The organism is Streptomyces sp. NPDC017991, from assembly GCF_044328075.1.
Lineage (GTDB): Bacteria > Actinomycetota > Actinomycetes > Streptomycetales > Streptomycetaceae > Streptomyces.
This window is the reverse complement of record NZ_JBIRGP010000002.1, coordinates 239,722-263,179: the sequence shown is the minus strand read 5'-3', so window position 1 is coordinate 263,179 and position 23,458 is coordinate 239,722. Positions and strand designations below refer to the sequence as shown.

The window sequence follows — 23,458 nt, the reverse complement described above, 5'->3', positions numbered from 1 at the left end:
TCGGCGTTCATGTCACGGCCTCGCTTCCGTCGGCCCGGCCGGGCCGGTCGTGGCCGTGGTCGTGGTGGTCGTCAGCGCGATCGCCGGATGGTGGCAGGCGACCTCGTGGCGGCCGGGCGGGCCCGCCAGGCGCGGGGCCGTCGTCCGGCACACCTCCGTCGCCATCGGGCAGCGGTCGGCGAAACGGCAGCCCGCCGGGAAGTCCGCCGGGGACGGCACGACCCCCTTGATCTGCGTCATCCGTTCGGCCGCCGACTCCAGCGACAGGACACTGCCGAGGAGGCCGCGCGTGTAGTGGTGGGACGGCGACTCCACCAGGTCCGCCGTCACGCCCGACTCGACGATCTGGCCGCCGTACATCACGACCACCCGGTCGGTGACGTCCGCGACGAGCGCCAAGTCGTGCGAGACGAGGACGAGCGCGAAGTCCAGCTCGGCCCGCAGCCGCAGCAGCAGCTCCATGATCTGCGCCTGCACGGTGACGTCGAGGGCGGTCGTCGGTTCGTCGGCGACGATCAGCCCGGGGTCGCGGGAGAGCGCCATCGCGATCAGTACGCGCTGGCGCTGGCCGCCGGACAGCTCGTGCGGGTAGCTGCGCAGGGTGCGGTCGGGGTCCAGGCCGACCAGTTCGAGGAGTTCGGTGCCCGTGCGGGTGCCGCCCCTTCTGATCACCTGTTTGAGCTGGGCGCGGACCGTCATCGCCGGGTTCAGCGACGACAGGGCGTCCTGGTAGATCATCGCCATCTCGTGGCCGAGGAGCTTGCGCCGTACGCTCATCGGCTCGCCGACCAACTGCCGCTGGTCGAACCGCACCTGGCCGCGGACCCGCGCGCCCTTCGGCTGCAGGCCCATCACCGTGAGCGCGGTCAGCGACTTGCCGCAGCCGGACTCGCCGACCAGCCCCAGGACTTCACCGGGCTGTACGTCGAAACTGATGCCGTCGACGATGTCCACACCCCCGTGGCGGGCAGCGAAACCGATGGCCAGGTTCTCGACGCTCAGTACCGGTCGCCGTCCCTCGGGGAGGGGGCGGGCCCGGCCGCGCAGCCGCCGGGCCGCCTCGGTCAGCCCCGGCAGCTCCAGGACCTTCCCGCTGCCCGGTTCGGGTGCCTCAAGGCGGTCCTCCTCCTCGCGCGTGGGCACGTCCCGGGCCGCGGGCGCCGCCCACGCGTCCGAGACGCCCTCGGAGAGGATGTTCAGGGAGAGCACGGTCACCAGCATCAGCAGGCCGGGGAACACGGTCGCCCACCAGCCGCCGGTCAGCACCATGTTCTTGCCGTCCGCGATGACACTGCCCCAGGACGGGTCCGGTGGCCGCACGCCCGCGCCGATGAAGGACAGCGACGCCTCGAAGACGATCGCCTCGGCGACCTGCACCGTGCAGAAGACCAGGACCGGGGCGGCGCAGTTGACGGCCACGTGCCGCCACACGATGTGCGGGGTGCGCGCTCCGATGACCCGCTCGGCGGTCACGTAGTCCTCGCCGTACTGGGCCATCACGTTGGCCCGTACGACCCGGGCCATCGGCGGCATGTACAGGAAGGCGATCGCGCCGATGAGGATCGGGATGCCGCCGCCGAACACCGCGACGAAGACGGCCGCGAGCGCGATGCCCGGGAAGGCCATGACGATGTCCAGGCCGCGCATCAGCGTCTCGTCGAGGGCCTTGCGGGAGGTCGCCGCGAGCGCGCCGATGACCGCGCCCACGACCAGGGCGAGCGCGGTCGCGCCGAGGCCGATGGCGAGGGACCAGCGGGCCCCGTACATCAGCCGGCTGAGGATGTCCCGGCCCAGGCTGTCCTGCCCCATCCAGTGCTCGGCCGAGGGGGCGCCCTCGCCGTTCCCCTGATCGGCCAGCGGGAACTGTTCGAGCGGGTCGTGCGGGGCGATGAGCGGGGCCAGCAGGGCGGTGAGGACGACGACCCCGATGACGGCGACGGCGATCCGGGAGATCAGGGGCAGCCGGGTGAACCCCTTGAGGCGGAGGCAGGGCAGGGAAAGCGCGTCGGTGAGCCGCTTCCGGTACATCAGCATCATGCCTCGGCACTCCTCAGACGCGGGTTGACCAGCAGATAGAGGATGTCGATGACGAGGTTCACGACGACGAACCCGAAGGCGATGGTGAGGACGCCGCCCTGCACGACGGCCGGATCGCCGTTCTTCACGGCGTCGATCATGAGCTTGCCCATCCCCGGCAGGTTGAAGATCGTCTCGATGACGACCGCACCGCCGAGCAGATAGCCGACGCGCAGACCGAGCACGGTCAGCGGGTTCATCAGGGCGTTGCGCAGGACGTTCCGGCCGACCACGACCACCGGGGGCAGCCCGCTGCCGATCGCCGTCCGTACGTAGTCCCGGTCCAGCTCCTCCACGACGGCCGTGCGGACGATCCGGGTGAGCTGGGCGGCGACCGGCAGGGAGAGGGCCAGCGCGGGCAGCGTCATGGTCTTCAGCCAGCCGGTGAACGAGTCGGCGGGATTGACGTATCCGCTGGTCGGGAACCAGCCCGCGTCCACGGCGAGGTACTGGATCATCAGCAGCGCCAGCCAGAAGCCGGGCGCCGCGACCCCGGTGAGCGAGACGACCCGGATCAACTGGTCGGGGAAGCGGTCCTGGTAGATCGCGGCCGTGACACCGCCGAGCAGCGACAGGGCCACCGCGATGCCCAGGCCCAGGAAGGTCAGCTGCATGGTGAGCGGCAGCGCGGTGGTGACCTGGTCGACGACCGGCGCCCGCGTCAGCGCGCTGACCCCCATGTCACCCCGGAGCAGATCCCCGACGAAGTCGAAGTACCGCACGAGGAACGGGTCCAGCAGTCCGTTGCGCTCCCTGAAGTCGTGCAGCTGCTGCTCGGTCGGGTTCGCGCCCTGGAAGTACGCGGACGCCGGATCACTGTCCGAGAACCGCATCACGACGAACACGAACATGATGATCCCGAGCATCAACGGAACAAGCAGAACGATCCGGCGCATCAGAATCCGAACGACCGCGACCAAGACTCTGCCTCTCCTCGCCCCAACTGGCTGTCCCTTTTGCCTTCAGGGGCGCGGGGAACTGCGCGACCGGCCACAGCGAACCCGTACCCTCCCCACAACCCTCAGACCCACTTCGCCTGGAGCACGTTTATCCCCGGATAAGGCTGAGCTCGAATCCCCGTGAGCTCACCGGAATCCCACGCGGTCATCAACTCGTTGTGCACCACGGGATAGATGACCACGTTCTCGGCAACGACATCGATGTAGTCCTGAGTCATCGCCTTCTTCTTCTCCGCGTCCGGCTCCCGGGTCGCCGCATCCATCCGCTTGAAAAGATCCTTGGCCACGGAACTCCCCTCCCACCGCGCATACCGCATCCAGGTGTTCCCGGGCCCGTAGTTGTAATGCATGATCAGGTCCGCGTCGAGCCCGAACTGATTCGGATTGGACGCGGCGGCGACGACCTGGAAGTCCTTCTTCTGGTCGAGCTTCGTGAAGAGCGCGGCCGTCTCCTGGGGTTCGAGCGTCGTCTCGACGCCGATCGCGTCCCAGGACGCCTTGACGGTCGGCAGGCAGTCCACGATCCAGCTGACGTTGACCGCCATCAGCGTGACCTTCAGCCCGCTGACCCCGGCGGCCTTCAGAAGCGCCTTCGCCTTGTCCGGGTCGTAGTCGTAGACGGGCTTCGCTTCGCGGTACGTCGGATTGCCCTCGTTGAGGAAGGACGAGGCCGCCTTTCCGCGTCCGCGCAGTGCGGCCCGGATCATTTTCTCCTTGTCGATCGCGTAATGCAGCGCCTGCCGCACCCGTACGTCGTCGAACGGTTTGTGGGCGGTGTTGAAGAGCAGGAACAGGTGGTTCATTCCCGCCCCGCCCTCGACCTTCAGGCCGCCCTTCTCCAGCTGGGCGATATTGGCGTACGGGATGTTGTCCGAGATCTGCGCTCCCGCGCTCGAACCGGAGATCTTCGCCACCCGTGGCGCGGCGTCCACCATCGTCAGCCAGTTCATCTTCTTGAACGCGGCCTTTCGTGGCCCGTTGTAGTCGGCGAACGCGGCGAAGGTGGTGTTGGACTTCGGGTGGTGAGCGGTCTGCCGGTACGGTCCGGAGCCGACCGCCTTTCCCGTCGTCGCCTCGTCCAGCGCACCCGCCGCGCCGAACACGTGCTTCGGCATGATTTTCGCGAGAGTGAGCCGCTGCGCCCCGTCCGGGAACGGGAATTCGAGGATGAGTTCCACCGTCTTCTCGTCGACCTTCCTCACCTCCTTCAGCCAGGACGCGAAGAAGTTCTTGGCGAGAGTCGTCGTCTTCGGATCCAGTACGCGGTCGTAGGTGAAGATCACGTCGTCGGCGGTGACGGGCCGCCCGTCGTGCCACTTCGCGCCCTCCCGCAGCGTGAACTTCCAGGTGGTCGCCCGGAGATCCGCCGGAACGGCGGTCGCCAGCGCCGCGTACGGCTCACGGCTGATCGGGTCGGTGTCGAGCAGCCCCTCGTAGATGTGATGGTTGCCGGCCATCGCGAAGGCCGAGGCCGTCATCAGCGGGTCCCAGCTCTGGTCGTTGCCGTAGCCGATCACCGCGGTGAGCGTCCGGTCGGCGCCCTCGCCCTCGCCGCCCGTCTCGTTCGTGGACTCCGGGCCCGAGGAGCAGGCGGAGAGCGTGGAGGCGATCGTGGCGGCGGCGCCCAGCGCGCCGGTGTACTTCAGGAACGACCGGCGGTGCAGCGCCGAGGCGGGGGTGGCGTCGCGCACGGTTCCTCCAGCAAGGAGTGGGAGATACGACGTCCTACGTCATAGGTGCAGCGTGACGATAAGAGGGGGCGTGGGGGCGGTCAAGGGAACGCGCACGAATGCCGTTTCTGCCACAGGTGCGACCAATGTCGACCTGGGACAAGTAGGGTTGACAGGCCGTCAACCCTGGATTGACGTGGATCCCGGTGCGCCCATGCCCACCGAGACCGAGCTGATCCTCGCGCGACGTCGACGCGGCACAGCAGGCGATGGCAGACCATTTCCGGGGATCGAGGCGAGGGCCCGCCCAGGAGCCAAGGGGAGTCGGATGAGCGCGAGTTGGGGCGAGGGGACGCTCGGAGTGCTTCGGCTGCCGTCCGGGCGGACGGTACGGGGACGAGGGCTCCGCAACGCACTCGACCCCGCGGTCGTCCGTCCGACGTACGGCGTCTACCTCCTGGGCAAGGAACCCGATGCGCTCGCCGAACTCCCTTGGGAGACACGGTGGTTGCGGTGGCCCGACTTCCGGCTGCCGGCGGACCGGGCTCAGGCGCGGAAGGTGCTGACGGACACCTGGGAGCGGGCCGCGGACCCCGCCGAACGCGTGGAGATCGCCTGCGGGGGCGGCCGTGGCCGGACGGGCACGGCCCTGGCCTGCCTCGCGGTCCTGGACGGCGTGCCGCCCGAGGAGGCCGTGCGGTTCGTACGACAGAACTACGACCGCCACGCCGTGGAGACCCCGTGGCAGCGAAGGTACGTGCGCACGTTCGGAAAGTGACCAGGAGGAACGCCGGGATACTTCGCCAGTCGCTTCGGGGAACCGTCCTGACCGTAGCCGTGCGGCTGCTCTGCGGCACAGTGCCGCAACCCGGACGGCCACGCGCATCGCGCCCGGACCCGAGTGGTTACGAAATGGATGCCCACCGGCTGTGCCGACGCCCTGGGGGCAGCGCTCCGCAGGGCGTCCGCCAGCGCCTCAGGATGTGGGTGTGTCCAGCTGCGGCCGCAACCTCACCTCGGCCACGTTCACGCCCTCCGGAGCACCGAACGCCACAACCATCACGCCATTGCTGATGTCGGTGACCTCCAGAGCCAAGTGCTCGGCGTCCATGCCCAGGTCGAGCCTCACCACAGGCTCGCCCGAGAAGTCCGGCATGCGGTGCATCCGCGCCCCGGGGTACCTCAGGCTCGTCAGCTTGCTCCGCATCTCCTCGTACGTATTCGTGTCCGTCCCCGAGAACGCCCTGCTGATGCGTAGTTGGTGCCTCCGCGCAGCGCACTCCTCCGCCGCGGTCAGCGGCACCGGGTCGACCAGGACCGGCAAGACGGGGTCGGCGGCCGGCTCCGCTGCCGTGGTGCCGACCGCGGAAACCGAGGCTGTGTCATCGACGCCGCCGGAGACGTCCGGTGCACAACTCTGCGAGATGAGGTCCGCCATCACGAGGAACCGCGCTTCCGCGTCGTCGTTTGCCGCGACGGCACCGACCACGGAGATCTGACCGGCGGTGGCGTTCTGCGCGCCGGAACCGGTCAGGACGACGACGCCACCGAGCGCGGCCACCAGTAAGGACTTCGGGGAGAATATTGATCGCATGTCCGTACCATGCAGGGTGCTGATCACTGCCCGCATGAGTACCCGTACTCAGACCAACGGAGCGTCAGCTCTCCAGCCGTGCCCACCCGCGACCACAACGGTCGCCGACCCGGCGTGGCCGGCACCACCACGTCGCCCTCGCCGCCCCGGCTCATGCTTTCCTCGCCCTTCGGTGTCTTCGCCCGAAAACCAGACGTCAAAAACGTAACGAGGCGCTACCAGGCAGCAGGCTGCGCTTTGTCCGCCCGGAGCCTATGTACAAGTCGACCGAGCAGTGTGGCGTTGAAGAGGCCGGACAGGGCCGCACCGGCGGAGAAGACCAGTGGGTTGAGCCAGGGGAGCGAGGAGGCCCACTCGGTGGGAATGGCCACCACGAAAGCGATGATGCTCAGTGGCGCGGTAGCGATGAGTGGCCAGATCCCGGCGAACCCCGGGTCCGGCAGCAGGTACGCGGCGCCGAGGAAAAACGCCAGTGATGCCGCGACGATGACCAGGTAGCCCCGTGCGATCCAGTTGTCGACGGCAGGAGCGAGCAGAGACCGCGGAGTGTGCCGGTGGGGGGAGGTGGGACGTGCCACGCCTGCTGTCTCGCGAGAGGGACGGGCGGCAGGGGAGGAAGGGTCGCGCGGGCCGTGTGTCGCGGCGGTCGTGGTGAGGAGGGCGCCGAGCACGGAGGCGTTCACGAGGGCGCACAGAACGAGCCATGTGCTCCAGAAGCCGATGGCCAGCACCTCGATCGCCCCACCGCCCGTAGTGCCAGGACCGAATGGCAGGACTATGGCCAGGTATGAGAGAGGTGCCGTCAGCAGCATGGCCAGTTCGGCCACACCGCTGTCCGGGAAGAAGATCATGGCTGCGACGGAAAGACCAACGGCTGCCAGGTAGCTCCTGGCGGGCCAGTTGTTCGTGGCGAGCGCCAGTACTCGACGCAGGGGCGGAAGGCTGCGCGGGGGTGAGGCGTTCTGCATTGCGGGTTCCTTCAGGGGCGGTCAGCGGCTGGTGTTCCTAACCATGGACCGTGCAGCGCATGCGGGGATGAGTACAAGTACTCAGCTGTCGCGGCCGGTTACCGATTTCTTCATAGTGTCTTCGGCTGGGGCGGGTCGATGTCGAGACCGACTCGGGCAGACCAGGAGGTCACGGTAGTCGGTCGACCATCGTGGCGACGTTTTCCAGCGTCCACAGCCGATCGTCCCTTCCATGCGCGACACGTCCTGTGACCGGTTCGCCCTTCTGAAGGGCGAACCGGTCGTCCGGCAAGTTCGCGCTTTCTTCGAGCCCCTTGGATCTCAGCCTGTCCGAGCCGCCTTCGTCCCAGGCGCGGTCCGCCGCGCGGCAGATCAGTCCCCACGATGAACCGGCATGCCATGGGGATCGCTCAACACAACCATCTGAAAGCTGCTTGATGAGGGCGGGAGGCGCTGCTCAATGCGCTCCTCCGCGATGCCTCTTCCGCGCTGATTCAGTCGCGGGGTGCGCGGTCCACGCGGGACGACCGGGCCCGGCGTGACGCGACGAGGTGGAACAGCGGCCATGGCGCGGCGAGCACCAGGGCGAATGTCATGAGCTCGATCCCCCCGCCCGACATGACGATGACCCAGGCGATCCAGGCGATCAGAGCCGTCAGGAGGATGGCGATTCCCCACAGGATCGCTCTTGTGAGTAGCCGGAGCGTTCGGAACCCACGTAACGCAGTGAGGTTTAGTTTATTTTTGAAGATTTTTGCCACAGTTTGAACGTTAGCGGACTTCGGTGTGGGCTTTTGAGTGACTGTGATCACATTGCCCGAGTCGCCGCTTCCGCTTCGCGGGCGTGAACCACTCGACGACAGAAAGCGGTCAGCGATGATCGAGATCGGGCCAAGTGCGTAAGCGAGTTTCCGAGTTGTGTGCTGAGGTGAGGCCGGAGGGCCCGCGTGCAGGCATATGCAGGAGTTTGCTCATGCAACTAAACAACAGCTTCACCCCTTTTTTTAAGGCCTTGCGGAACTCGTTACAGGCACTTTACCTTCCTGGCGATCACTCAACTAAGCCTTACAAGGGGGGACTTGTGCGAAAAACTGCACTGTCTGTTGCCGCTGTGCTCGGTCTGTCGCTGCTGCTCCCGCAGCAGCATGCGTTAGCGGCGGACAGTATCGACCAGCCACTGGCTGACGGTCCGATGCAGGATGTCGGCCCCGGCCTGTACCTCTCCGAGACGCAGTCCTTCGAGGTCACCGAGTCCGACGTGCCCGGCGTTCTCATGAACCGTCGGCACTCGGTGAGAGCACAGGCCGACGGCGTCGCCTCACCTCAGGACGCTCCGGACGCCCGCGCAGACATGGGTGTCTTCGGCCCGAGTTGGGAAGCCGAGTTCGTGGGTGGCCAACTCAACCGGAAGCTGGAGCAGCAGGGGAACTCGATCCTGGTGACCGACCTGGGCGTTGATGAGACCTCCCAGTACGACCTCAAGTCCAGCGTCGACTTCCCCAGCGGCGGCGGGGTGAAGAAGTTCGCGACGTCGGACGGGTCCCAGATCACCGAAACCTCCAGGTGGGACGAGGCTCAGGGGGTCCTGCGGATCTCCATGGTCGAGGTCATCAACGTGGACCTGGCCACGACGGCGGAAGGCGACGACGCCTTCGCCGACGCCTCCGGCCGGCCTATCCCGGCAGCGGCCCTCAAGCCCACCTTCACATGGGAGCAGGCGGCCTCCGGCCCCGAGAGCTGGCGCGTCACCAACGTCGGGAGCGAAATCTACGCCACCGCCGTCGAGTACGACGCTCAGGGACGGGTCGCCGAGATCACGAGCCCCGCCCTCGGCGAAAAGCTTGCTACCACCACCGCCATCACCTACGCCAACACGACGACGGCCACGGCTGCCTCCGCCGGTGACTATGCGGGCCAGGTCAAGAACATCACCGTCACCGAGGGTGCGACCACGCAGACCCTCGCCCGGTACGCGTACGACTCCTCGGGTCTGCTGCGCACCGTGACAGACCCCACCGAGTCCACTGAGCCGCAGACGACTTACGCCTACGACGGCACCGACCGGCTCTCCGACCTCACTTCGCCGAGCAACGGCAACTGGCATCTCGCCTTCTCGGCCGGGTCGGCCCTGCCGAGCGCCACGTCCACGGGTGAGGAGGTCCCGACGCCCGGTACCGCGGTCGAGGGCGACGCCACGAGCCCGGACAACACACTGACCGATCCGCCCGCCTCCTCGGAGTTCCTCGACGGCGAGGTCTCGGGTCCGCAGTCGTACCCGGCGAAGTGCAGCTCGGCGACGAGCTGGATGTACTACACGAAGTCCGGCTGCACCACCAAGGTGGCGCACTACGGCTGGCATTCCCCGTCGTGGAAGAAGCTTCCCAACGGCACCAAGGTGCGCGGCATCAGTCACGACCACTGCACCACCGCGCCGGACAAGCCGCTCGGTTACGACTTCCGTCCTGCCTGTGACCAGCACGACTACGGGTACGGGACCATAGGTAACTCCTACAAGGGCTACTACAAGTACCTGTCCCGCAACAAGGGGATCAACGTGGACGGCGTCTTCTGGACCTCGCTCTATACCAAGACTTGTAACGGCTACTTCTTCAAGAGCACCTGCCGCAATCTCGCGAACGTCTACTACGTGGCCGTGACGGTGTTCGGCCGGGCGAAGAACGGCGCGAACGCGACCTGATCGTCAGGCACACCTTCTGACGAGCGACGCGACCCAGGCACTGAAGGCCGGACGGCGCACTTCTCGCCGTCCGGCCTTCGGGTTCGCCCCCCATCCCCGCAGGCATCGCCATGCCCGCCTATTCGACGGAGCAACAGTGAAGAGACCGATCTGGTCCGCGGTCATCATGACGGTGATCACCGCGACCCTCGGCGCGATACCGGCGCACGCGGCAGCGCCACCGAGCGCCACCGCGGCAAGCGCAAGGGCAGGCGACCCGATTGACCCACCGCTGTACGACGGCACCGCTGACGGCGGTACCGTCCGGGTCAACGTCGTCACCGGGAACCGCACGGACCTCGCCGGTGCGGCAGGGACCGGTGACACGCTGCAGACCTTCGACACCCTGCCGATCGTCACCCTCAGGGTCGACCGAAGCGGTTTGACCGCGCTGGCCGCGCAACCGGGTGTGGTCAGCGTCACCGAAGACGTACCGGCACCGCCCTCCCTGGACCAGAGTGTCCCTCTCGTCGGCGGCGCAGCGGCGGCCAAGGCGGGCAAGACCGGGGCGGGCAGCGCGATCGCCGTACTGGACACCGGCGTCGACACAGGACACCCGTTCTTCCAGGACCGTGTCATCGCCGAGGCGTGCTTCTCGCCGACCGACGCCGAGTACTCCGCGACCAGCCTCTGCCCCGACGGCACCGCAGCAGAGGAAGGCCCTGGTACCGCCGACTCCGAGACCGGGGCGTGCGCGACCCTCACCGCCTGTTCCCATGGAACCCATGTAGCCGGCATCGCCGCAGGTGATGGAACGGGCATCGCGGGGGCCCCGGCACGAGGTGTCGCTCCCGGCGCCGACATCGTCGCCATCCAGATCTTCAGCAAATTCACCTCTGAGACCTACTGCGGGCCCGGCGCCGCGCCTTGTGTGCTCAGCTTCACCAGCGCCCAGATAGCCGCCCTGGAGAAGGTGCAGCAGCTCCGTCAGTCCGGGACTCCGGTCGTCGCAGCCAACCTGAGCCTCGGCAGCGGACGGTACGCCGCTGCCTGCGAGGCGGACCCGCGCAAGCTGGCCATGGACAGCCTGTTCAACGTCGGTGTCGCCACCGTGGTCGCCTCCGGGAACAACGGGTACGGCGATGCGGTCAGCGCCCCCGCCTGTGTCTCCTCCGCCGTCGCGGTCGGTGCCACCACCGACGACGATCAGTTGTCCTCGTTCGGCAACCGCGGAACGTTGCTGGACGTCCTCGCTCCCGGTACCGGCATCGTCTCGTCCGTTCCCGGTGGTGTCTACGCTTCGAAGAGCGGAACATCCATGGCCGCGCCGCACGTGGCCGGTGCCTTCGCGATCCTGCGAGAAGCGTTCCCGACCAGGAGTATCGGGGAACTTGCGTCGCTTCTGAAGTCCAGCGGGAAGTCCGTCACCTACACCGGTGCCAGCACCCCGCGTATTGACATCGGCGCGGCGCTGGACGGAACAGGGACGAACCCGAACCCCCAACCCGAGCCGGCCGCCAAACCTCGCCCCTCGACGATAGCCAACAACACAGATCACCTCATTCCCGATCCGGGAACGGCCCAGTCGCCGATCGCCGTGACCGGCATCCCGGGCAACGCGCCCGGTAATCTCCAGGTGCATGTAGAGGCCACACATGAGTGGCGCGGCGATCTGAAGATCTTCCTGGCTGATCCGAACGGCAAGCTGTACACGGTCAAGACCTCGTCCTCGACAGAGGGCAGTGGCACGATCGATACGGTCTACACGGTCGACGCAGCCGCTTCCCCTGCCAACGGCACCTGGACACTCCAGGTGCAGGACGCCTCCGCAGGCGCCACCGGCACGCTCACGAACTGGGGACTGACGTTCCCCACCCCGTTTGCGAAAACCGGCTCCTTCGCCATCCCGGACCCAGGCACCGTCACCTCCGAGATCCCCGTGTCCAGCATGTCCGGCAACGCTCCTGCGGCGCTGCAGGTGTATGTGAACGTCACCCACGCGTGGCGTGGCGACGTGAGGATCGACCTGCTCGCTCCCGACGGGACGTCGTACCTCGTCAAGCCGACGTCCTCAACAGAGGGCGCGGGCGAGATCAAGACCACCTATGCCATCGACGCCAGTGCCTCCCCCGCCGTGGGCACCTGGAAGCTGCAGGTCCGGGACGCATCCGCCGGCTCCACCGGCACCCTCAACGGATGGTCGCTGACATTTCCCGCTTACGAGAACCAGACCAAGTACGACGTGCCCGACCCCGGCGGCTTCAGCTCGCCGGTCGTCGTCAGCGGACTCGTAGGAAACGCGCCGAAGAAACTGAAGGTATATGTGGACGCCACACACGAGTGGCGTGGTGACCTGGAGATTCATCTGGTCGACCCGAACGGCAAGCTGTACCAGGTGAAGCCGGACTCCGCTGCGGAAAGCGGCGGCACCATCCGGCAGATATACACCATCGATGCAAGCACCTCACCGGCCAACGGCACCTGGAAGCTCCGCGTCGAGGACATCTCCCAGGGCGCCACGGGCACCCTCAACAGCTGGACTCTCGCCTACTGAGTTGTCTCCCGTGCCAGGCCCCCGGTATTCACGCCGGGAGCCTGGCACGGCGCGGGCTGCGCGGGCCTGCCTGCGCCGTGTCCGCGACCGACCGTCTCCGCGATCACCAGGGGCGGCAGAGTCAGCGCAGGATCAGCAGGACGGCCAGCGCGATGAGCAGCGAGTCGATTCGGTCCAGCAGGCCACCGGATCCAGCAAGCCACCGGCCGGAGTCCTTCGCCTGCACACCCCTCTTGATCATGGATTCGAGAAGGTCGCCGACCGGGCCCCCGACCGCCACAGCAACCGCCATCGGCCAGCTCAGGGCGGACAGCAGGGCGAGCGCGGCCAACCCGGCGGCGGCTCCGGCCAAGGTCCCGCTCCACCGCTTGGCCGGCGACAGGGGCGACAGCGGCGGCCCGCCGAACCTCTGACCGGTGAAGTACGCCACGATGTCGGCGACCGACACCGCCACGAACAGCGCCAGCCCGCTCGCTCCGAGGGGCACGAGTCCGGCCAGGACGCTCAGCCAGGCCAGCCCGAGCAGGCCGGCGCCGAGCCGACGTCCGCCGTGGTCGACGTCACCGCTCAGGAGCGGCACCACGGCCAGCGCGAGCGCCGAGACGGCGAGCACCCGGAGCACCTGGCCGGGCGACAACCAGACGGTCAGCACCACACCGGTGACCCCCATGGCCAGCACCAGACGGTCCGGCCGGCCCAGCCGCATCAGCTCGCCGAATTCGATCGCCGCGATCACCCCGACCACGATCGCGGCGGCAGCAACACCCGGGCGCCCCCACCAGAACGCGGCGGTGACCAGGGGCACCCCGATCGCCCACGCACACCATCGGATCAGCAGCTCGCGGCGCCGGGACGCGATCACCGCGACACCGCTCAGCACCAGTGCGCCCCCGAGGTGGGGAGCCAGAGAGGCCACCGTGATCATCGGGCGTGCACGCTCCCACGCAGCGAACGAACCGGGGCCGGACCCGGCCGCAGTACCGCCAAAGCGGCCCGGCACGCGGCGACGATCCGCGCGTTCTCAGCGGTGTCCTTCACCGCGATGCGCACGGCACGCCCCTGATACAGCGGCGACAGCGGCGACAGGTCACGCAGGTAGACCTCGTGGCGCCGGCACTCGGTCACCAGTCGCGCGGCACTCGGCCCAGCCGGCGGCAAGGTGAGGGTGAGGAAGTTCGCCACGGCTTCCTCGACCTCCACCTCAGGGTCCAGTTCCGCCAGGGCGGCTGCGAGTTCCTTCCGTAGTACGTGGGTGCGCGACCAGCGGTCCTCGTAGTAGGCCGGGTCGCGCAGGGCTGCCACGGCGGCCAACTGCGCGGGCAGACTGACCGGCCAAGGCGGCGTCCGTCGGCGTATCTGCGCCGCGACGTCCGGCTCGGCCACCAGGTATGCGGCCCGCATCCCGGACAGCGCGTACATCTTGGACAGTGAGGTGCAGACGACCACACGGTCGCTCGTCGCCGCCAGGCCGGCGAGTGACTCGGTCGGCCCCGCATAGCCCAGGTACGCCTCGTCCATCCACCAGCGAGTGCGGGAAGGCGCGGCGGCGATCAGCGAGCGCAGGTCCGCGGCCCGAACGTGGCGTCCCGTCGGGTTGTTCGGATTGACGACCACCACGAGGTCGTACCGGCCGGAGTCGACGGCGGCGGACAGTCGGCCCGGATCGATCCGCCAGTCCTCCTCGCGGCGCAACCGGAAGCGGTCCACCCGGCACCCGATCACTCTCTCCGTGACGTGGGCGTACTCGCCATAGCAAGGATCGGTCAGAAGCACCCTACTCTCCGGGGTCAACCAGTGGCCGAACGCTCTGAAAATCAAGTCGGATGAACCCGCGCCGAGCGCGAGTGTCTCCGTAGGCAGCGCACGGGCCGCGGAGATCTCCGACAGCAGGCCCTCGGCACCGGTCGGCGGCGAAGTACGGGCCATCCAGGCAGGGTCCTCCGCGAGGACCGCACGCACTCCGGGAGCCGGCGGGAACCAGGCGTCCAGCACATCAGCGGCCACAACGTGCCGGCGCCTGTGCAATGTACGGAAATCCGTGCCGATAGCGGTGAACGAGGCGCCACCGTGTTCGCAGCCGTCCGGTCGGGGCGCGAACGCCATGTCGAGTTGCCAGTCGACCTCGGACCGCAGCCGTTCCAAAGTGTTGCCGTACCGGCTCATCGCGCGCCGCGTCAGTTCGGTCACGCGGCCGGTCAGGACCTCGAACGTGACGGCACCACTGCGGACGGTCCGGCCGGCCCGGCGCAGGCCGACGGCCAGGTACATGTCGAGCAGGTCGGTACGGCCCATCGCCACGACCTTGCGGCCGCCGCGGGAGGCGATCCAGCGGAGCGCCGCGTGCATCAGCAAAGGGGCCGCCGCGGTGGCCCGCCAGCGCGGTTCGACGGTGAGGATGCGTACCTCGAACAGGCCGTCGTCGTTCAACACCGGCAGCTCGTCACGGGACAGGTACTTGTCCAGCGCGTAACGCCCCAGCCAGGGCGGAGTGACGCTCACGAAACCCATGCGATCCGGCCCTCTGGCCGCGACGAGGTAGACGTTGTCCCCGTCGAGCCCGTCGCTGAGCCGCCCCGTCGGGTCCACCGCGTGCTGACCCAGTTCTTGTGCGTACACCCGGTGACGCGCTTCGTAGATCCACTCAAGGTCATCCGGCGTCGCGGTACGAAGCTGGAGCGGGGCACAGCCCATAGGGACCTCTCTCGATGTGTAGGAGCACCCGATGCTGGGTTACGCAAGCCGGCCGCGCCAGAGTCAAACAGCGCAGCCCTTCTAGGTACGGATACTCAGTCCGGTACCTGACTCAGCAGCGACCCTGTCCAAACCGTCATCAATCGGATTTTTGACGAGTGCCTGCGAACGATTGAGTTTAAATATCTAGTAGTAGAACCATTTCTTAGGGCGGCGGGGAGTGTGAATTACAAATGCTCTGCAAATGATTTTGGTGGCTTTATGCTCACTCCTTTGCCGCGCACCCGAGTAATGGGTTGAGGCGTTAGCGATGTATGAAAAGATCAAAGCCGGTCGAGACCTCTACCGCCGTCCGAGCGCCGCGGGAAAATTCCATCACAATCCCTGCGGTGGTGATGGGTCGTTACATTTTCACCCCCGCCGCCGCTTATTCGGCACCGGGTGCCCGAGGCACTCTGCACGGGGACGGCAAACCGGTCGAACTGTTCGTTACCGAGCCCCTACTGGGTGAATTCCTGGAATGTCTGAGCAGGGCACAGAACGACCTCGACCGGCGATGGGGCACCCAGGGGCAGCCCACCGGGAATGTGGCCTGTGTCTGACCCGGGCAGGCATTCCATGGACGACTACGCCGACTTCTTCGTGCCGGGCGACTATCCCGGTGCCCGGCAGGCCGGGGTCGGCGGCGGACGGCATCGCGGTCCCGTCGACATGCGGCAGGCGGGGCCCTCCCCGGACCCCCTCGACTCGGCCTGGGACCCGGTCGAGGAGATGACCTACCTCCTCCAGGACGCCGTCCAGGACGCCCGTCAGGACGCCCGTCAGGACGTCTTCCATGACGCCGTCGGGCCGGAGCCGGCCCGGACCGTGCCGCGGCCCCGCGGTGAAAGCGCGCCCCGGGTCGCCCTCACCGGCGACCCGATGGACAACCTGGCCACCATCACCGCCGAACTGCCGGCCATCAGATCCCACCCCGCCGGGCATCGGAAAGTACGCGTCCGCAAGATGCGCTTCACCTGGCTGCAGACGGTCAGCTTCCTGATCGCCGCGTTGGCGGCCGTGGTCGTGTCCATGGTGAGCGTCTTCGGCGGGATCGTGTCCTACATCCCCCTGCGCCACGTCGCGTTCCGCACGCAGAGCGGCACGGCCGTCTGGTGGCCCCTGCTGGTCTACGGGCCGTGGCTGGTGGCCTCGCTCTCCGTCCTGCGGGCCGCACTGCACCAGCGCCGGGCCGCGCATTCCTGGGCCGTCGTCCTGCTGTTCTCCTCCGTCGCCATGGCACTCTGCGCGGCGCAGGCGGACCGGACGTTCACCGGTATCGCCGCGGCGGTCCTGCCGGCCGTGGCGGCCCTCGCCTGCTTCCAGCAGCTCGTCCGCCAGATCACGATGACCCGGCCGGCCCGCAAGAGCCTGCCGCGACACCGGCTGCTCACGAGCACCGCGCCGCGGACGGTCCTGCCCCTGACCGACCCGCCCGCGCCGGACGTCCCCGCCGCGCGGTGAGAGGGGCCTTTGGCGTCACTCCGCCACGGTGCGGATGAACTCCGTCCAGGCGCGGGGCCCGATGAGGAGGACGGGTCCCGCGAGGTTCTTGCTGTCCCGCACAGGCACGATGCCGGGGACTCCGTCGGCGACCTCGACGCAGTCGCCGCCGTTGTCGTCGCTGTGGCTGCTCTTGCGCCAGCGGGCGGCGCCGGTGAAGTCGTAGGCGACCTCGACGCACTCGCCGCCGTTGTCGTCGCTGTAGCTGCTCTTGCGCCACCGTGCAGCGCTCAGGTCGTACTCCCGCATCGTCTGTGGTCCTCCGCCGCCGACTTGATCAGGGCCAGGGACGCCTCCGCCGGCAATGCGGCGGCCCTGAGCAGATCGTATGCGTCCTGTACTCGCTTAACCAGGGCGGGATCGTCCAGCAGGTTCCCCGAATACACCGCCTCTGTATAGGCGGTTGGGGGTGCGTCCTCGAACTCCATGAGCTGCACCATCCGGCCCATGAGGGGGTACGCCCCCACGGAGTACGGCAGCACCTGCACGAGGACCCGCCGCTGTTGTGCCATCCGGACGATGTGGTCGAGTTGCTCAGCCATCGCCGTCGCATCGCCGACCGGAATCTTCAGTACGTGCTCGTGCAAGATCGCCCAGTATGTGGGCCTCGCCGCGTCGTTCAGGATCTGGGCTCGCTCTCTGCGAGCCGTGGTCTTCTCCTCGATGTGTTCGTCGGCGATGAATGGGTTGCCTGCCAGCATCACGGCACGGGTGTAGGGCGCTGTCTGCAGCAAACCCGGCACGAGGGTCGGTGCGAACGTGGCGATCTTCGTCGCTGTCCGTTCCAGCTCGACCACGTCGGCGAAATAGTCCGCGTACCGCCGGTCATCGATCAGCTTTCGCCATGTTCGCTCGAAAAAGCCGGCGGTTTGTAGGACCTCGTCGATACGGGCCGCCACATCCAACTGCGGCTTACGAATTGCTTGTTCGAATTGCCCGATGTAGCCGCCCGACACAAAAACGCGATAACCCAACTCCGCCTGCGTCAGCCCGGCCTCCTCCCGGTGTCTCTTCAGCTCTGTTCCGAAGAACTCCCACGCCGCTTGCCGTGAACCATTGGCCATGGAAAACCCCCTGTACTGCACCGACGTTGCTGAGTGTGCGGGTCTTCCGAAGTCTAGGTGGCAGGTGTCACGGTGTAGACGAAAAGCGTGAAACACCAAAGCGAAGGGGAACACCGTGAAGTCTGCCCAGCAAGAAACCAACGCACTGCACTCGACGGCCTGCGTCGAGCAAGCGGAGGAAACGGTGAAGGAATTGCGTGAAGCACTCGCAGCCGCAGGAATTAAGTTGCCGACACTCCGGATCGACCCGGCGACTTTGGCGCGGGAGGCACCGTGCCCCCTCGTGGAACTGGGCCGGTGTTCCGTCGAGACGGCGGCCCGGCTCGCGGCGGTGCTCCGGTGAAGCCGGTGGTCGGCTCGTACGTCGTCGATACGAGAACCGGGCGGGTGGGCCGGGTGATGGGCCACGAGGGGCCGTACGTGCAACTGAGACCGTACGGCGGCGGCCGGGAGTGGGACTGCCTGCCGGACACCGTCCGGGGAGCCACCATGGCCGAACGGCTGAGCGCGGCGACCGCGTACGCCAACGCCCGCAGTCGTGGGGAGGTCTCCTGAAGGGGCCTTCGGCAAGGGCGCCCCGAACGTACGCGAGAATGGGGCCATGAGCCTGTTCCGCGACGACGGCATCGTGCTGCGCACCCAGAAGCTGGGTGAGGCGGACCGGATCATCACGTTGCTCACTCGCGGTCACGGGCGCGTACGGGCGGTGGCCCGGGGGGTGCGCCGGACCAAGTCGAAGTTCGGGGCCCGGCTCGAACCCTTCTCCCACGTCGACGTGCAGTTCTTCGCGCGGGGGAGCGAGCTGATCGGCCGCGGGCTGCCACTGTGCACGCAGAGCGAGACGATCTCGCCGTACGGCGGCGGGATCGTCACCGACTACGCCCGTTACACCGCCGGCACGGCCATGCTGGAGACGGCCGAGCGGTTCACGGACCACGAGGGCGAGCCCGCCGTCCAGCAGTACCTGCTGCTCGTGGGCGGGCTGCGCACCCTCGCCCAGGGCGAGCACGAGCCCCACCTCATCCTTGACGCGTTCCTGCTGCGCTCCCTCGCCGTGAACGGGTACGCGCCCAGCTTCAGCGACTGCGCGAAATGCGGTATGCCCGGACCGAACCGCTTCTTCTCGGTCGCCGCGGGAGGTTCCGTCTGCGTCGACTGCCGGGTGCCCGGCAGCGTCGTACCCTCGGCGGGGGCCCTCGAACTGCTCGGCGCGCTGCTGACGGGGGACTGGGCGCTCGCCGACGCGTGCGAGCCGCGGTACGTCAGGGAGGGCAGCGGCCTGGTGTCGGCCTACCTGCACTGGCACCTGGAGCGCGGACTGCGCTCGTTGCGGTACGTCGAGAAAAGCACGTGAGCGGCAACAACCGGCTGTACGAGATCTGAGGAGACGAGAAGCAGATGGTGGTACGCGGGATCCTGGGGCGCCAGCGCCGCGAGTACAAGACGCCGGAGCCGCACCCGTCCGGTGCTCGCGCGCCCAGGCTTCCCGGCGAGCTGATCCCGAACCACGTGGCGTGCGTGATGGACGGGAACGGACGCTGGGCCAAGGAGCGCGGGCTGCCGCGTACCGAGGGGCACCGGGTCGGGGAGGGCGTCGTCATGGACGTCCTGAAGGGCTGCCTGGAGCTGGGCGTCAAGAACCTGTCCCTGTACGCCTTCTCCACGGAGAACTGGAAGCGGTCGCCCGAGGAGGTCCGCTTCCTGATGAACTTCAACAAGGACGTCATCCGGCGCCGGCGCGACGAGATGAACGACCTCGGCATCCGGATCCGGTGGGTCGGGCGCATGCCGAAGCTGTGGAAGTCCGTCGTGCAGGAGCTGCAGGTCGCGCAGGAGCAGACGCAGGACAACGACGCGATGACCTTGTATTTCTGCGTGAACTACGGGGGGCGCGCGGAGCTGGCGGACGCGGCGAAGGCGATGGCGCTGGATGTCGCCGCGGGGAGGCTCGACCCGGAGAAGGTCAGCGAGAAGACGATCCAGAAGTACTTGTACTACCCGGACATGCCGGACGTGGATCTGTTCCTTCGCCCCAGTGGGGAGCAGCGGACGTCCAACTACCTGATCTGGCAGTCCAGTTACGCGGAGATGGTCTTCCAGGACGTGCTCTGGCCGGACTTCGATCGGCGGGACATGTGGCGGGCGTGCGTGGAGTACGCGTCGCGGGACCGGCGGTTCGGGGGGGCGGTCCCGAACGAGGACCTTCTCGCGATGGAAGCGGATATGCGGGGGCGCCCGGACGGGGTTTGATCGTTGGGCGCGGGTGCGCGGGGGCTGGCGTCAGGGATTGCGCAGTTCCCCGCGCCCCTGAAAGCGCCGCGCCCCTGGGTCTTTAGGGGCGCGGGGAACTGCGCAATCTTTGACGCCAGCCATCACCGGGCTGAGGTTCATACTCCCTGGCCGCGCGCAGCGCACTCCGCGCAGGTGCCGAAGATCTCCACCGTGTGGGCGACGTTCACGTACCCGTGCTCCGCCGCGATCGCCTCGGCCCACTTCTCCACCGCGGGCCCCTCCACCTCCACGGCCTTGCCGCACACCCGGCACACCAGGTGATGGTGATGGTCCCCGCTCGCACAGCGGCGGTACACCGACTCACCGTCGGACGTGCGCAGCACATCCACCTCACCCGCGTCCGCGAGCGACTGCAGCGTGCGGTACACCGTGGTGAGCCCGACGGAATCGCCCTTGTGCTTGAGCATGTCGTGCAGATCCTGCGCACTACGGAACTCGTCCACCTCGTCGAGCGCCGCCGCCACGGCGGCACGCTGGCGGGTGGAACGGCCCCGAACGGGCGGTCCAGCGGTCGTCACCGTTGCCTCCAAAACGTCTGCGGCTTGCCGGGCCATTGTGCCAGCCCGAGCTGGGCGCGGTCAGACGCCGACCTTCCCGGTCGGTGTGCGCGTGCCGGGAATGGCACACTCCGCCGGGTCGCCGGCCTCGGCCGCCGCGACCTGCGCGGCGGCCCGCGCCCGCCGCCTGGCCAGCGGCGTCGCCGCCACCGTGAGCAGCATGAACGCCCCGATGGTCAGCAGCACGATCGTCGCGCCGGGCGGTACGTCCTGGTAGTACGAAGTCACCGTGCCGCCGATCGTCACGCTGACGCCGATCGCCACCGAGATCGCGAACGTGGCGGCGAAACTCCGGCTCAGCTGCTGCGCGGCGGCCACCGGGACCACCATCAGCGCGGAGACCAGGAGCAGGCCGACGACCCGCATGGCGACCGTGACCGTGACGGCGGCCGTGATCGCCGTGAGCAGGTTCAGTGCGCGTACGGGCAGCCCCGTCACCCGCGCGAACTCCTCGTCCTGGCTCACCGCGAACAGCTGCCTGCGCAGTCCGATCGTGACGAGGACGACGAAGGCCGCCAGCAGGCAGATCGCTGTCACGTCCGACTCCGACACCGTCGAGAGCGAGCCGAAGAGGTACGAGGTCAGGTTGGCGTTGGAGCCGCCGGGCGCGAGGTTGATGAACATCACACCGCCCGCCATGCCCCCGTAGAAGAGCATCGCCAGCGCGATGTCGCCGCGCGTCTTCCCGTACCAGCGGATCAGTTCCATCAGGACCGCGCCGACCACGGAGACGGCCGTCGCCATCCACACCGGGGACCAGGAGAGCAGGAAGCCGAGGCCGACACCGGTCATCGCGACATGGCCGATGCCGTCGCCCAGCAGGGCCTGGCGGCGCTGGACGAGGTAGATGCCGACCGCGGGCGCGGTGATGCCGACGAGGACGGCCGCGAGCAGGGCCCGCTGCATGAAGGCGTAATCGAGGATTTCGAGGTTCATGGCGGTCAGCTCAGCAGTCCTGTGCGGAGGGGTTCGGCGTCGTGGGCCGCGTGGGGGTGTACGTGGTCGTGGCCGGGCAGCGCGTGCTGGCCGAGCGCCCGCGGGGGCGGGCCGTCGTGCAGGACGCAGCCGTCGCGCAGGACGACCGCGCGGTCGATCAGCGGCTCCAGCGGGCCCAGCTCGTGCAGTACGAGGAGGACGGAGGTGCCTGCCGCGACCTGCTCCCGCAAGGTCGCGGCCAGGACCTCCTGGCTCGCCAGGTCCACGCCCGCCATCGGCTCGTCCATGATCAGCAGTTCGGGTACGGAGGCCAGCGCGCGGGCGATGAGGACGCGCTGGTGCTGGCCGCCGGAGAGGGCGTCCACGGAGTCCTTGGCGCGGTCGGCGAGGCCCACCAGCTCCAGGGCGTGCCGTACGGCCTCGCGGTCCGCCTTGCGCAGGACGCCGAAGCGGGCGCGGGACAGCCGCCCGGAGGACACCACCTCGGTCACCGTGGCGGGCACTCCGCCGGCGGCCGTCGTGCGCTGCGGTACGTAGCCCACGCGCGCCCAGTCGCGGAAGCGGCGCCGGGGCGTGCCGAACAGCTCGATCCCGCCGCCGCTGACCGGCACCTGGCCGATGATCGTGCGGATGGCGGTCGACTTGCCCGAGCCGTTGGCGCCGAGCAGCGCGACGACCTCACCGCGGTGCACGGTGAGGTCGATGCCGCGCAGGACGGGGCGCGAGCCGAGTTCGGCCGTCACACCGCGCAGCGAGATGACAGGCGGGTGCGGGGTGGCGGTCGGTGTGCCGGACCCGTTCGTCATGCCGACGTCCTCCGGAGGCTGATCGGGATGATCGGGATGATCGGGCTCATTGTCCTGTGCATGCTGATCATGTCGCTGTCATTTCGCGGTCACTTCGCTCCCAGGGCCGTCTGCAGTGCCTTGAGGTTGGCGTCCATGACCTGGATGTAGTCGTCGCCCCTGGACTTCTTCGTGATGCCCTCGATCGGGTCGAGCACATCGGTCTTGAGGTCCGCGTCCGCGGCGATGGTCTTGGCGGTCTTGTCGCTGACGAGCGTCTCGTAGAAGACCGTGGAGACACCGTCGGCCTTCGCCATCTTCTCAAGGTCCTTGACGCGGTTGGCGCTGGGCTCGCTCTCCGGGTCCAGGCCGTTGATGGCCTCCTCGGTGAGGCCGTAGCGCTCGGCGAGATAACCGAAGGCCGCGTGGGTGGTGATGAAGACCTTGGTCTTCGCGTTCTTGAGACCGTCCTCGAAGCGGGTGTCGAGCCCGTCCAGCTTCTCCACCAGGGCCGCGGTGTTCTTCTTGTACGTCGCCGCGTTGTCCGGGTCGGCCTTCTCGAAGGCCTTGCCCACACCCTCGGCGACCTCGGCGTACCTCACGGGGTCGAGCCAGATGTGCGGGTCGAGGCCGGAACCCTCCTCGTCCTCGTGGCCGTGCTCGTCGTCGTGCTCGGCCGCGTGGCCGCCGACCTCGTTGCCGTGCTTCTCCAGGCTGGTGAGGGTGGCCGCGTCGACCTTCGCCCGCACCTCGGACTGGCCTATCGCCTCGTCGACGGAGGGCTGGAGGCCCTTCAGGTACAGAGCCACGTCCGACTCCTGGAGCTGCGCGGTCTGCTTGGCGCTGATCTCCAGGTCGTGCGGCTCCTGACCGGGCTCGGTCAGGGTGCTCACACTGACGTGGCTCCCGCCTATCTCCTCGGCGAGGAACTGCAGCGGGTAGAACGACGCCACGACGTCGAGCTTTCCGCCGCCCTCGCCGTCGGCCGCGCCGGAGTCGGACGAGCAGGCGGAGAGGGAGCCGAGGGTGAGGGCGGTGGTCGCCGCGATCACGCCGGCGGATATGTGGCGTCGTCGTACGTTCATGACAGTCA

Annotated in this window: 22 protein-coding genes; 8 read left to right on the top strand and 14 right to left on the bottom strand. The window is 68.1% G+C overall.

Annotated elements, in window-relative coordinates; genetic code table 11:
• Positions 1-12 precede the first annotated feature (12 nt).
• The 3 genes from ACH4DZ_RS05765 to ACH4DZ_RS05755 form a co-directional block, all read right to left on the bottom strand.
• Positions 13-2,034: a dipeptide/oligopeptide/nickel ABC transporter permease/ATP-binding protein gene (locus ACH4DZ_RS05765; protein WP_398286211.1), complete on the bottom strand. Its 2,022-nt coding sequence runs from the start codon at positions 2,032-2,034 to the stop codon at positions 13-15.
• On the bottom strand, positions 2,034-2,996 hold the full coding sequence (locus ACH4DZ_RS05760) for an ABC transporter permease (RefSeq protein ID WP_398285681.1): 963 nt from the start codon (positions 2,994-2,996) through the stop codon (positions 2,034-2,036). Before ACH4DZ_RS05760 ends, ACH4DZ_RS05765 begins: the two co-directional genes overlap by 1 nt.
• A gap of 101 nt (positions 2,997-3,097) precedes the next feature.
• Complete coding sequence (locus tag ACH4DZ_RS05755; protein ID WP_398285680.1) at positions 3,098-4,726, bottom strand: ABC transporter substrate-binding protein; 1,629 nt, start codon at positions 4,724-4,726, stop codon at positions 3,098-3,100.
• A 307-nt stretch (positions 4,727-5,033) separates the two neighbouring features.
• On the opposite strand from ACH4DZ_RS05755, the gene ACH4DZ_RS05750 reads away from it, so the two are divergent.
• Positions 5,034-5,483 carry a protein-tyrosine phosphatase family protein gene (locus ACH4DZ_RS05750; RefSeq protein ID WP_398285679.1) on the top strand — a complete coding sequence of 150 codons (450 nt, stop codon included), beginning with the start codon at positions 5,034-5,036 and terminating at the stop codon, positions 5,481-5,483.
• Between the two features lie 198 nt (positions 5,484-5,681).
• On the opposite strand, the gene ACH4DZ_RS05745 is transcribed toward ACH4DZ_RS05750, so the two are convergent.
• From ACH4DZ_RS05745 to ACH4DZ_RS05735, 3 genes are all read right to left on the bottom strand, one after another.
• Positions 5,682-6,299, bottom strand: coding sequence for a hypothetical protein (locus ACH4DZ_RS05745; RefSeq protein ID WP_398285678.1), 618 nt, complete (start codon positions 6,297-6,299; stop codon positions 5,682-5,684).
• A gap of 215 nt (positions 6,300-6,514) precedes the next feature.
• The gene (locus tag ACH4DZ_RS05740; protein ID WP_398285677.1) at positions 6,515-7,267 is read right to left on the bottom strand and encodes an SCO4225 family membrane protein; all 753 of its coding nucleotides are present in this window, start codon (positions 7,265-7,267) and stop codon (positions 6,515-6,517) included.
• Positions 7,268-7,761: 494 nt separating this feature from the next.
• Positions 7,762-8,028: a hypothetical protein gene (locus tag ACH4DZ_RS05735; protein ID WP_398285676.1), complete on the bottom strand. Its 267-nt coding sequence runs from the start codon at positions 8,026-8,028 to the stop codon at positions 7,762-7,764.
• A 431-nt stretch (positions 8,029-8,459) separates the two neighbouring features.
• Here ACH4DZ_RS05735 and ACH4DZ_RS05730 point away from each other — a divergent pair, with 431 nt between their 5' ends.
• Positions 8,460-9,965, top strand: coding sequence for a phospholipase A2 (locus ACH4DZ_RS05730; protein ID WP_398285675.1), 1,506 nt, complete (start codon positions 8,460-8,462; stop codon positions 9,963-9,965).
• A 136-nt stretch (positions 9,966-10,101) separates the two neighbouring features.
• Positions 10,102-12,498 carry a proprotein convertase P-domain-containing protein gene (locus ACH4DZ_RS05725; protein WP_398285674.1) on the top strand — a complete coding sequence of 799 codons (2,397 nt, stop codon included), beginning with the start codon at positions 10,102-10,104 and terminating at the stop codon, positions 12,496-12,498.
• Positions 12,499-12,619: 121 nt separating this feature from the next.
• Here ACH4DZ_RS05725 and ACH4DZ_RS05720 read toward each other — a convergent pair whose 3' ends face one another.
• Positions 12,620-13,423 (bottom strand): phosphatidate cytidylyltransferase, encoded by an 804-nt coding sequence (locus tag ACH4DZ_RS05720; protein ID WP_398285673.1) that lies wholly within the window; start codon positions 13,421-13,423, stop codon positions 12,620-12,622.
• Positions 13,420-15,189 (bottom strand): aminotransferase class I/II-fold pyridoxal phosphate-dependent enzyme, encoded by a 1,770-nt coding sequence (locus tag ACH4DZ_RS05715; RefSeq protein WP_398285672.1) that lies wholly within the window; start codon positions 15,187-15,189, stop codon positions 13,420-13,422. The genes ACH4DZ_RS05720 and ACH4DZ_RS05715 overlap by 4 nt, the downstream gene beginning before the upstream one ends.
• A gap of 618 nt (positions 15,190-15,807) precedes the next feature.
• Between ACH4DZ_RS05715 and ACH4DZ_RS05710 the strand changes: the two genes are divergently transcribed.
• The gene (locus ACH4DZ_RS05710; protein WP_398285671.1) at positions 15,808-16,692 is read left to right on the top strand and encodes a DUF2637 domain-containing protein; all 885 of its coding nucleotides are present in this window, start codon (positions 15,808-15,810) and stop codon (positions 16,690-16,692) included.
• 15 nt (positions 16,693-16,707) lie between these two features.
• Here the strand turns inward: ACH4DZ_RS05710 and ACH4DZ_RS05705 are convergent, their stop codons facing one another.
• Positions 16,708-16,980, bottom strand: a complete 273-nt coding sequence (locus ACH4DZ_RS05705; RefSeq protein WP_398285670.1) for a DUF397 domain-containing protein — start codon at positions 16,978-16,980, stop codon at positions 16,708-16,710.
• Positions 16,962-17,795, bottom strand: coding sequence for a Scr1 family TA system antitoxin-like transcriptional regulator (locus tag ACH4DZ_RS05700; protein ID WP_398285669.1), 834 nt, complete (start codon positions 17,793-17,795; stop codon positions 16,962-16,964). Before ACH4DZ_RS05700 ends, ACH4DZ_RS05705 begins: the two co-directional genes overlap by 19 nt.
• 115 nt (positions 17,796-17,910) lie before the next feature.
• Here ACH4DZ_RS05700 and ACH4DZ_RS05695 point away from each other — a divergent pair, with 115 nt between their 5' ends.
• The 4 genes from ACH4DZ_RS05695 to ACH4DZ_RS05680 are packed head-to-tail and all read left to right on the top strand — an operon-like array spanning position 17,911 to position 20,045.
• Complete coding sequence (locus ACH4DZ_RS05695; RefSeq protein ID WP_398285668.1) at positions 17,911-18,138, top strand: hypothetical protein; 228 nt, start codon at positions 17,911-17,913, stop codon at positions 18,136-18,138.
• The gene (locus tag ACH4DZ_RS05690) at positions 18,135-18,350 is read left to right on the top strand and encodes a hypothetical protein (RefSeq protein ID WP_398285667.1); all 216 of its coding nucleotides are present in this window, start codon (positions 18,135-18,137) and stop codon (positions 18,348-18,350) included. Before ACH4DZ_RS05695 ends, ACH4DZ_RS05690 begins: the two co-directional genes overlap by 4 nt.
• A gap of 46 nt (positions 18,351-18,396) precedes the next feature.
• A complete protein-coding gene (recO, locus tag ACH4DZ_RS05685; RefSeq protein ID WP_384812881.1) occupies positions 18,397-19,149 on the top strand; it encodes a DNA repair protein RecO in 753 nt (250 codons plus the stop codon).
• 44 nt (positions 19,150-19,193) lie between these two features.
• On the top strand, positions 19,194-20,045 hold the full coding sequence (locus tag ACH4DZ_RS05680; protein ID WP_398285665.1) for an isoprenyl transferase: 852 nt from the start codon (positions 19,194-19,196) through the stop codon (positions 20,043-20,045).
• A 137-nt stretch (positions 20,046-20,182) separates the two neighbouring features.
• Here the strand turns inward: ACH4DZ_RS05680 and ACH4DZ_RS05675 are convergent, their stop codons facing one another.
• From ACH4DZ_RS05675 to ACH4DZ_RS05660, 4 genes are all read right to left on the bottom strand, one after another.
• The gene (locus ACH4DZ_RS05675) at positions 20,183-20,605 is read right to left on the bottom strand and encodes a Fur family transcriptional regulator (protein WP_267026431.1); all 423 of its coding nucleotides are present in this window, start codon (positions 20,603-20,605) and stop codon (positions 20,183-20,185) included.
• 60 nt (positions 20,606-20,665) lie between these two features.
• Complete coding sequence (locus tag ACH4DZ_RS05670; RefSeq protein ID WP_398285664.1) at positions 20,666-21,580, bottom strand: metal ABC transporter permease; 915 nt, start codon at positions 21,578-21,580, stop codon at positions 20,666-20,668.
• A gap of 5 nt (positions 21,581-21,585) precedes the next feature.
• Positions 21,586-22,386, bottom strand: a complete 801-nt coding sequence (locus tag ACH4DZ_RS05665; RefSeq protein ID WP_398285663.1) for a metal ABC transporter ATP-binding protein — start codon at positions 22,384-22,386, stop codon at positions 21,586-21,588.
• An 89-nt stretch (positions 22,387-22,475) separates the two neighbouring features.
• Positions 22,476-23,450: a metal ABC transporter substrate-binding protein gene (locus ACH4DZ_RS05660; RefSeq protein WP_398285662.1), complete on the bottom strand. Its 975-nt coding sequence runs from the start codon at positions 23,448-23,450 to the stop codon at positions 22,476-22,478.
• Positions 23,451-23,458 lie beyond the last annotated feature (8 nt).

Coding starts and splice junctions, on each gene's coding strand:
- ACH4DZ_RS05720 (WP_398285673.1), bottom strand. CDS start 13,423: ATGATCACGGTGGCCTCTCTGGCTCCCCACCTCGGGGGCGCACTGGTG.
- ACH4DZ_RS05715 (WP_398285672.1), bottom strand. CDS start 15,189: ATGGGCTGTGCCCCGCTCCAGCTTCGTACCGCGACGCCGGATGACCTT.
- recO (WP_384812881.1), top strand. CDS start 18,397: ATGAGCCTGTTCCGCGACGACGGCATCGTGCTGCGCACCCAGAAGCTG.
- ACH4DZ_RS05670 (WP_398285664.1), bottom strand. CDS start 21,580: ATGAACCTCGAAATCCTCGATTACGCCTTCATGCAGCGGGCCCTGCTC.
- ACH4DZ_RS05745 (WP_398285678.1), bottom strand. CDS start 6,299: ATGCGATCAATATTCTCCCCGAAGTCCTTACTGGTGGCCGCGCTCGGT.
- ACH4DZ_RS05665 (WP_398285663.1), bottom strand. CDS start 22,386: ATGACGAACGGGTCCGGCACACCGACCGCCACCCCGCACCCGCCTGTC.
- ACH4DZ_RS05710 (WP_398285671.1), top strand. CDS start 15,808: ATGGACGACTACGCCGACTTCTTCGTGCCGGGCGACTATCCCGGTGCC.
- ACH4DZ_RS05705 (WP_398285670.1), bottom strand. CDS start 16,980: ATGCGGGAGTACGACCTGAGCGCTGCACGGTGGCGCAAGAGCAGCTAC.
- ACH4DZ_RS05750 (WP_398285679.1), top strand. CDS start 5,034: ATGAGCGCGAGTTGGGGCGAGGGGACGCTCGGAGTGCTTCGGCTGCCG.
- ACH4DZ_RS05730 (WP_398285675.1), top strand. CDS start 8,460: ATGCAGGATGTCGGCCCCGGCCTGTACCTCTCCGAGACGCAGTCCTTC.
- ACH4DZ_RS05740 (WP_398285677.1), bottom strand. CDS start 7,267: ATGCAGAACGCCTCACCCCCGCGCAGCCTTCCGCCCCTGCGTCGAGTA.
- ACH4DZ_RS05660 (WP_398285662.1), bottom strand. CDS start 23,450: ATGAACGTACGACGACGCCACATATCCGCCGGCGTGATCGCGGCGACC.
- ACH4DZ_RS05680 (WP_398285665.1), top strand. CDS start 19,194: ATGGTGGTACGCGGGATCCTGGGGCGCCAGCGCCGCGAGTACAAGACG.
- ACH4DZ_RS05700 (WP_398285669.1), bottom strand. CDS start 17,795: ATGGCCAATGGTTCACGGCAAGCGGCGTGGGAGTTCTTCGGAACAGAG.
- ACH4DZ_RS05765 (WP_398286211.1), bottom strand. CDS start 2,034: ATGCTGATGTACCGGAAGCGGCTCACCGACGCGCTTTCCCTGCCCTGC.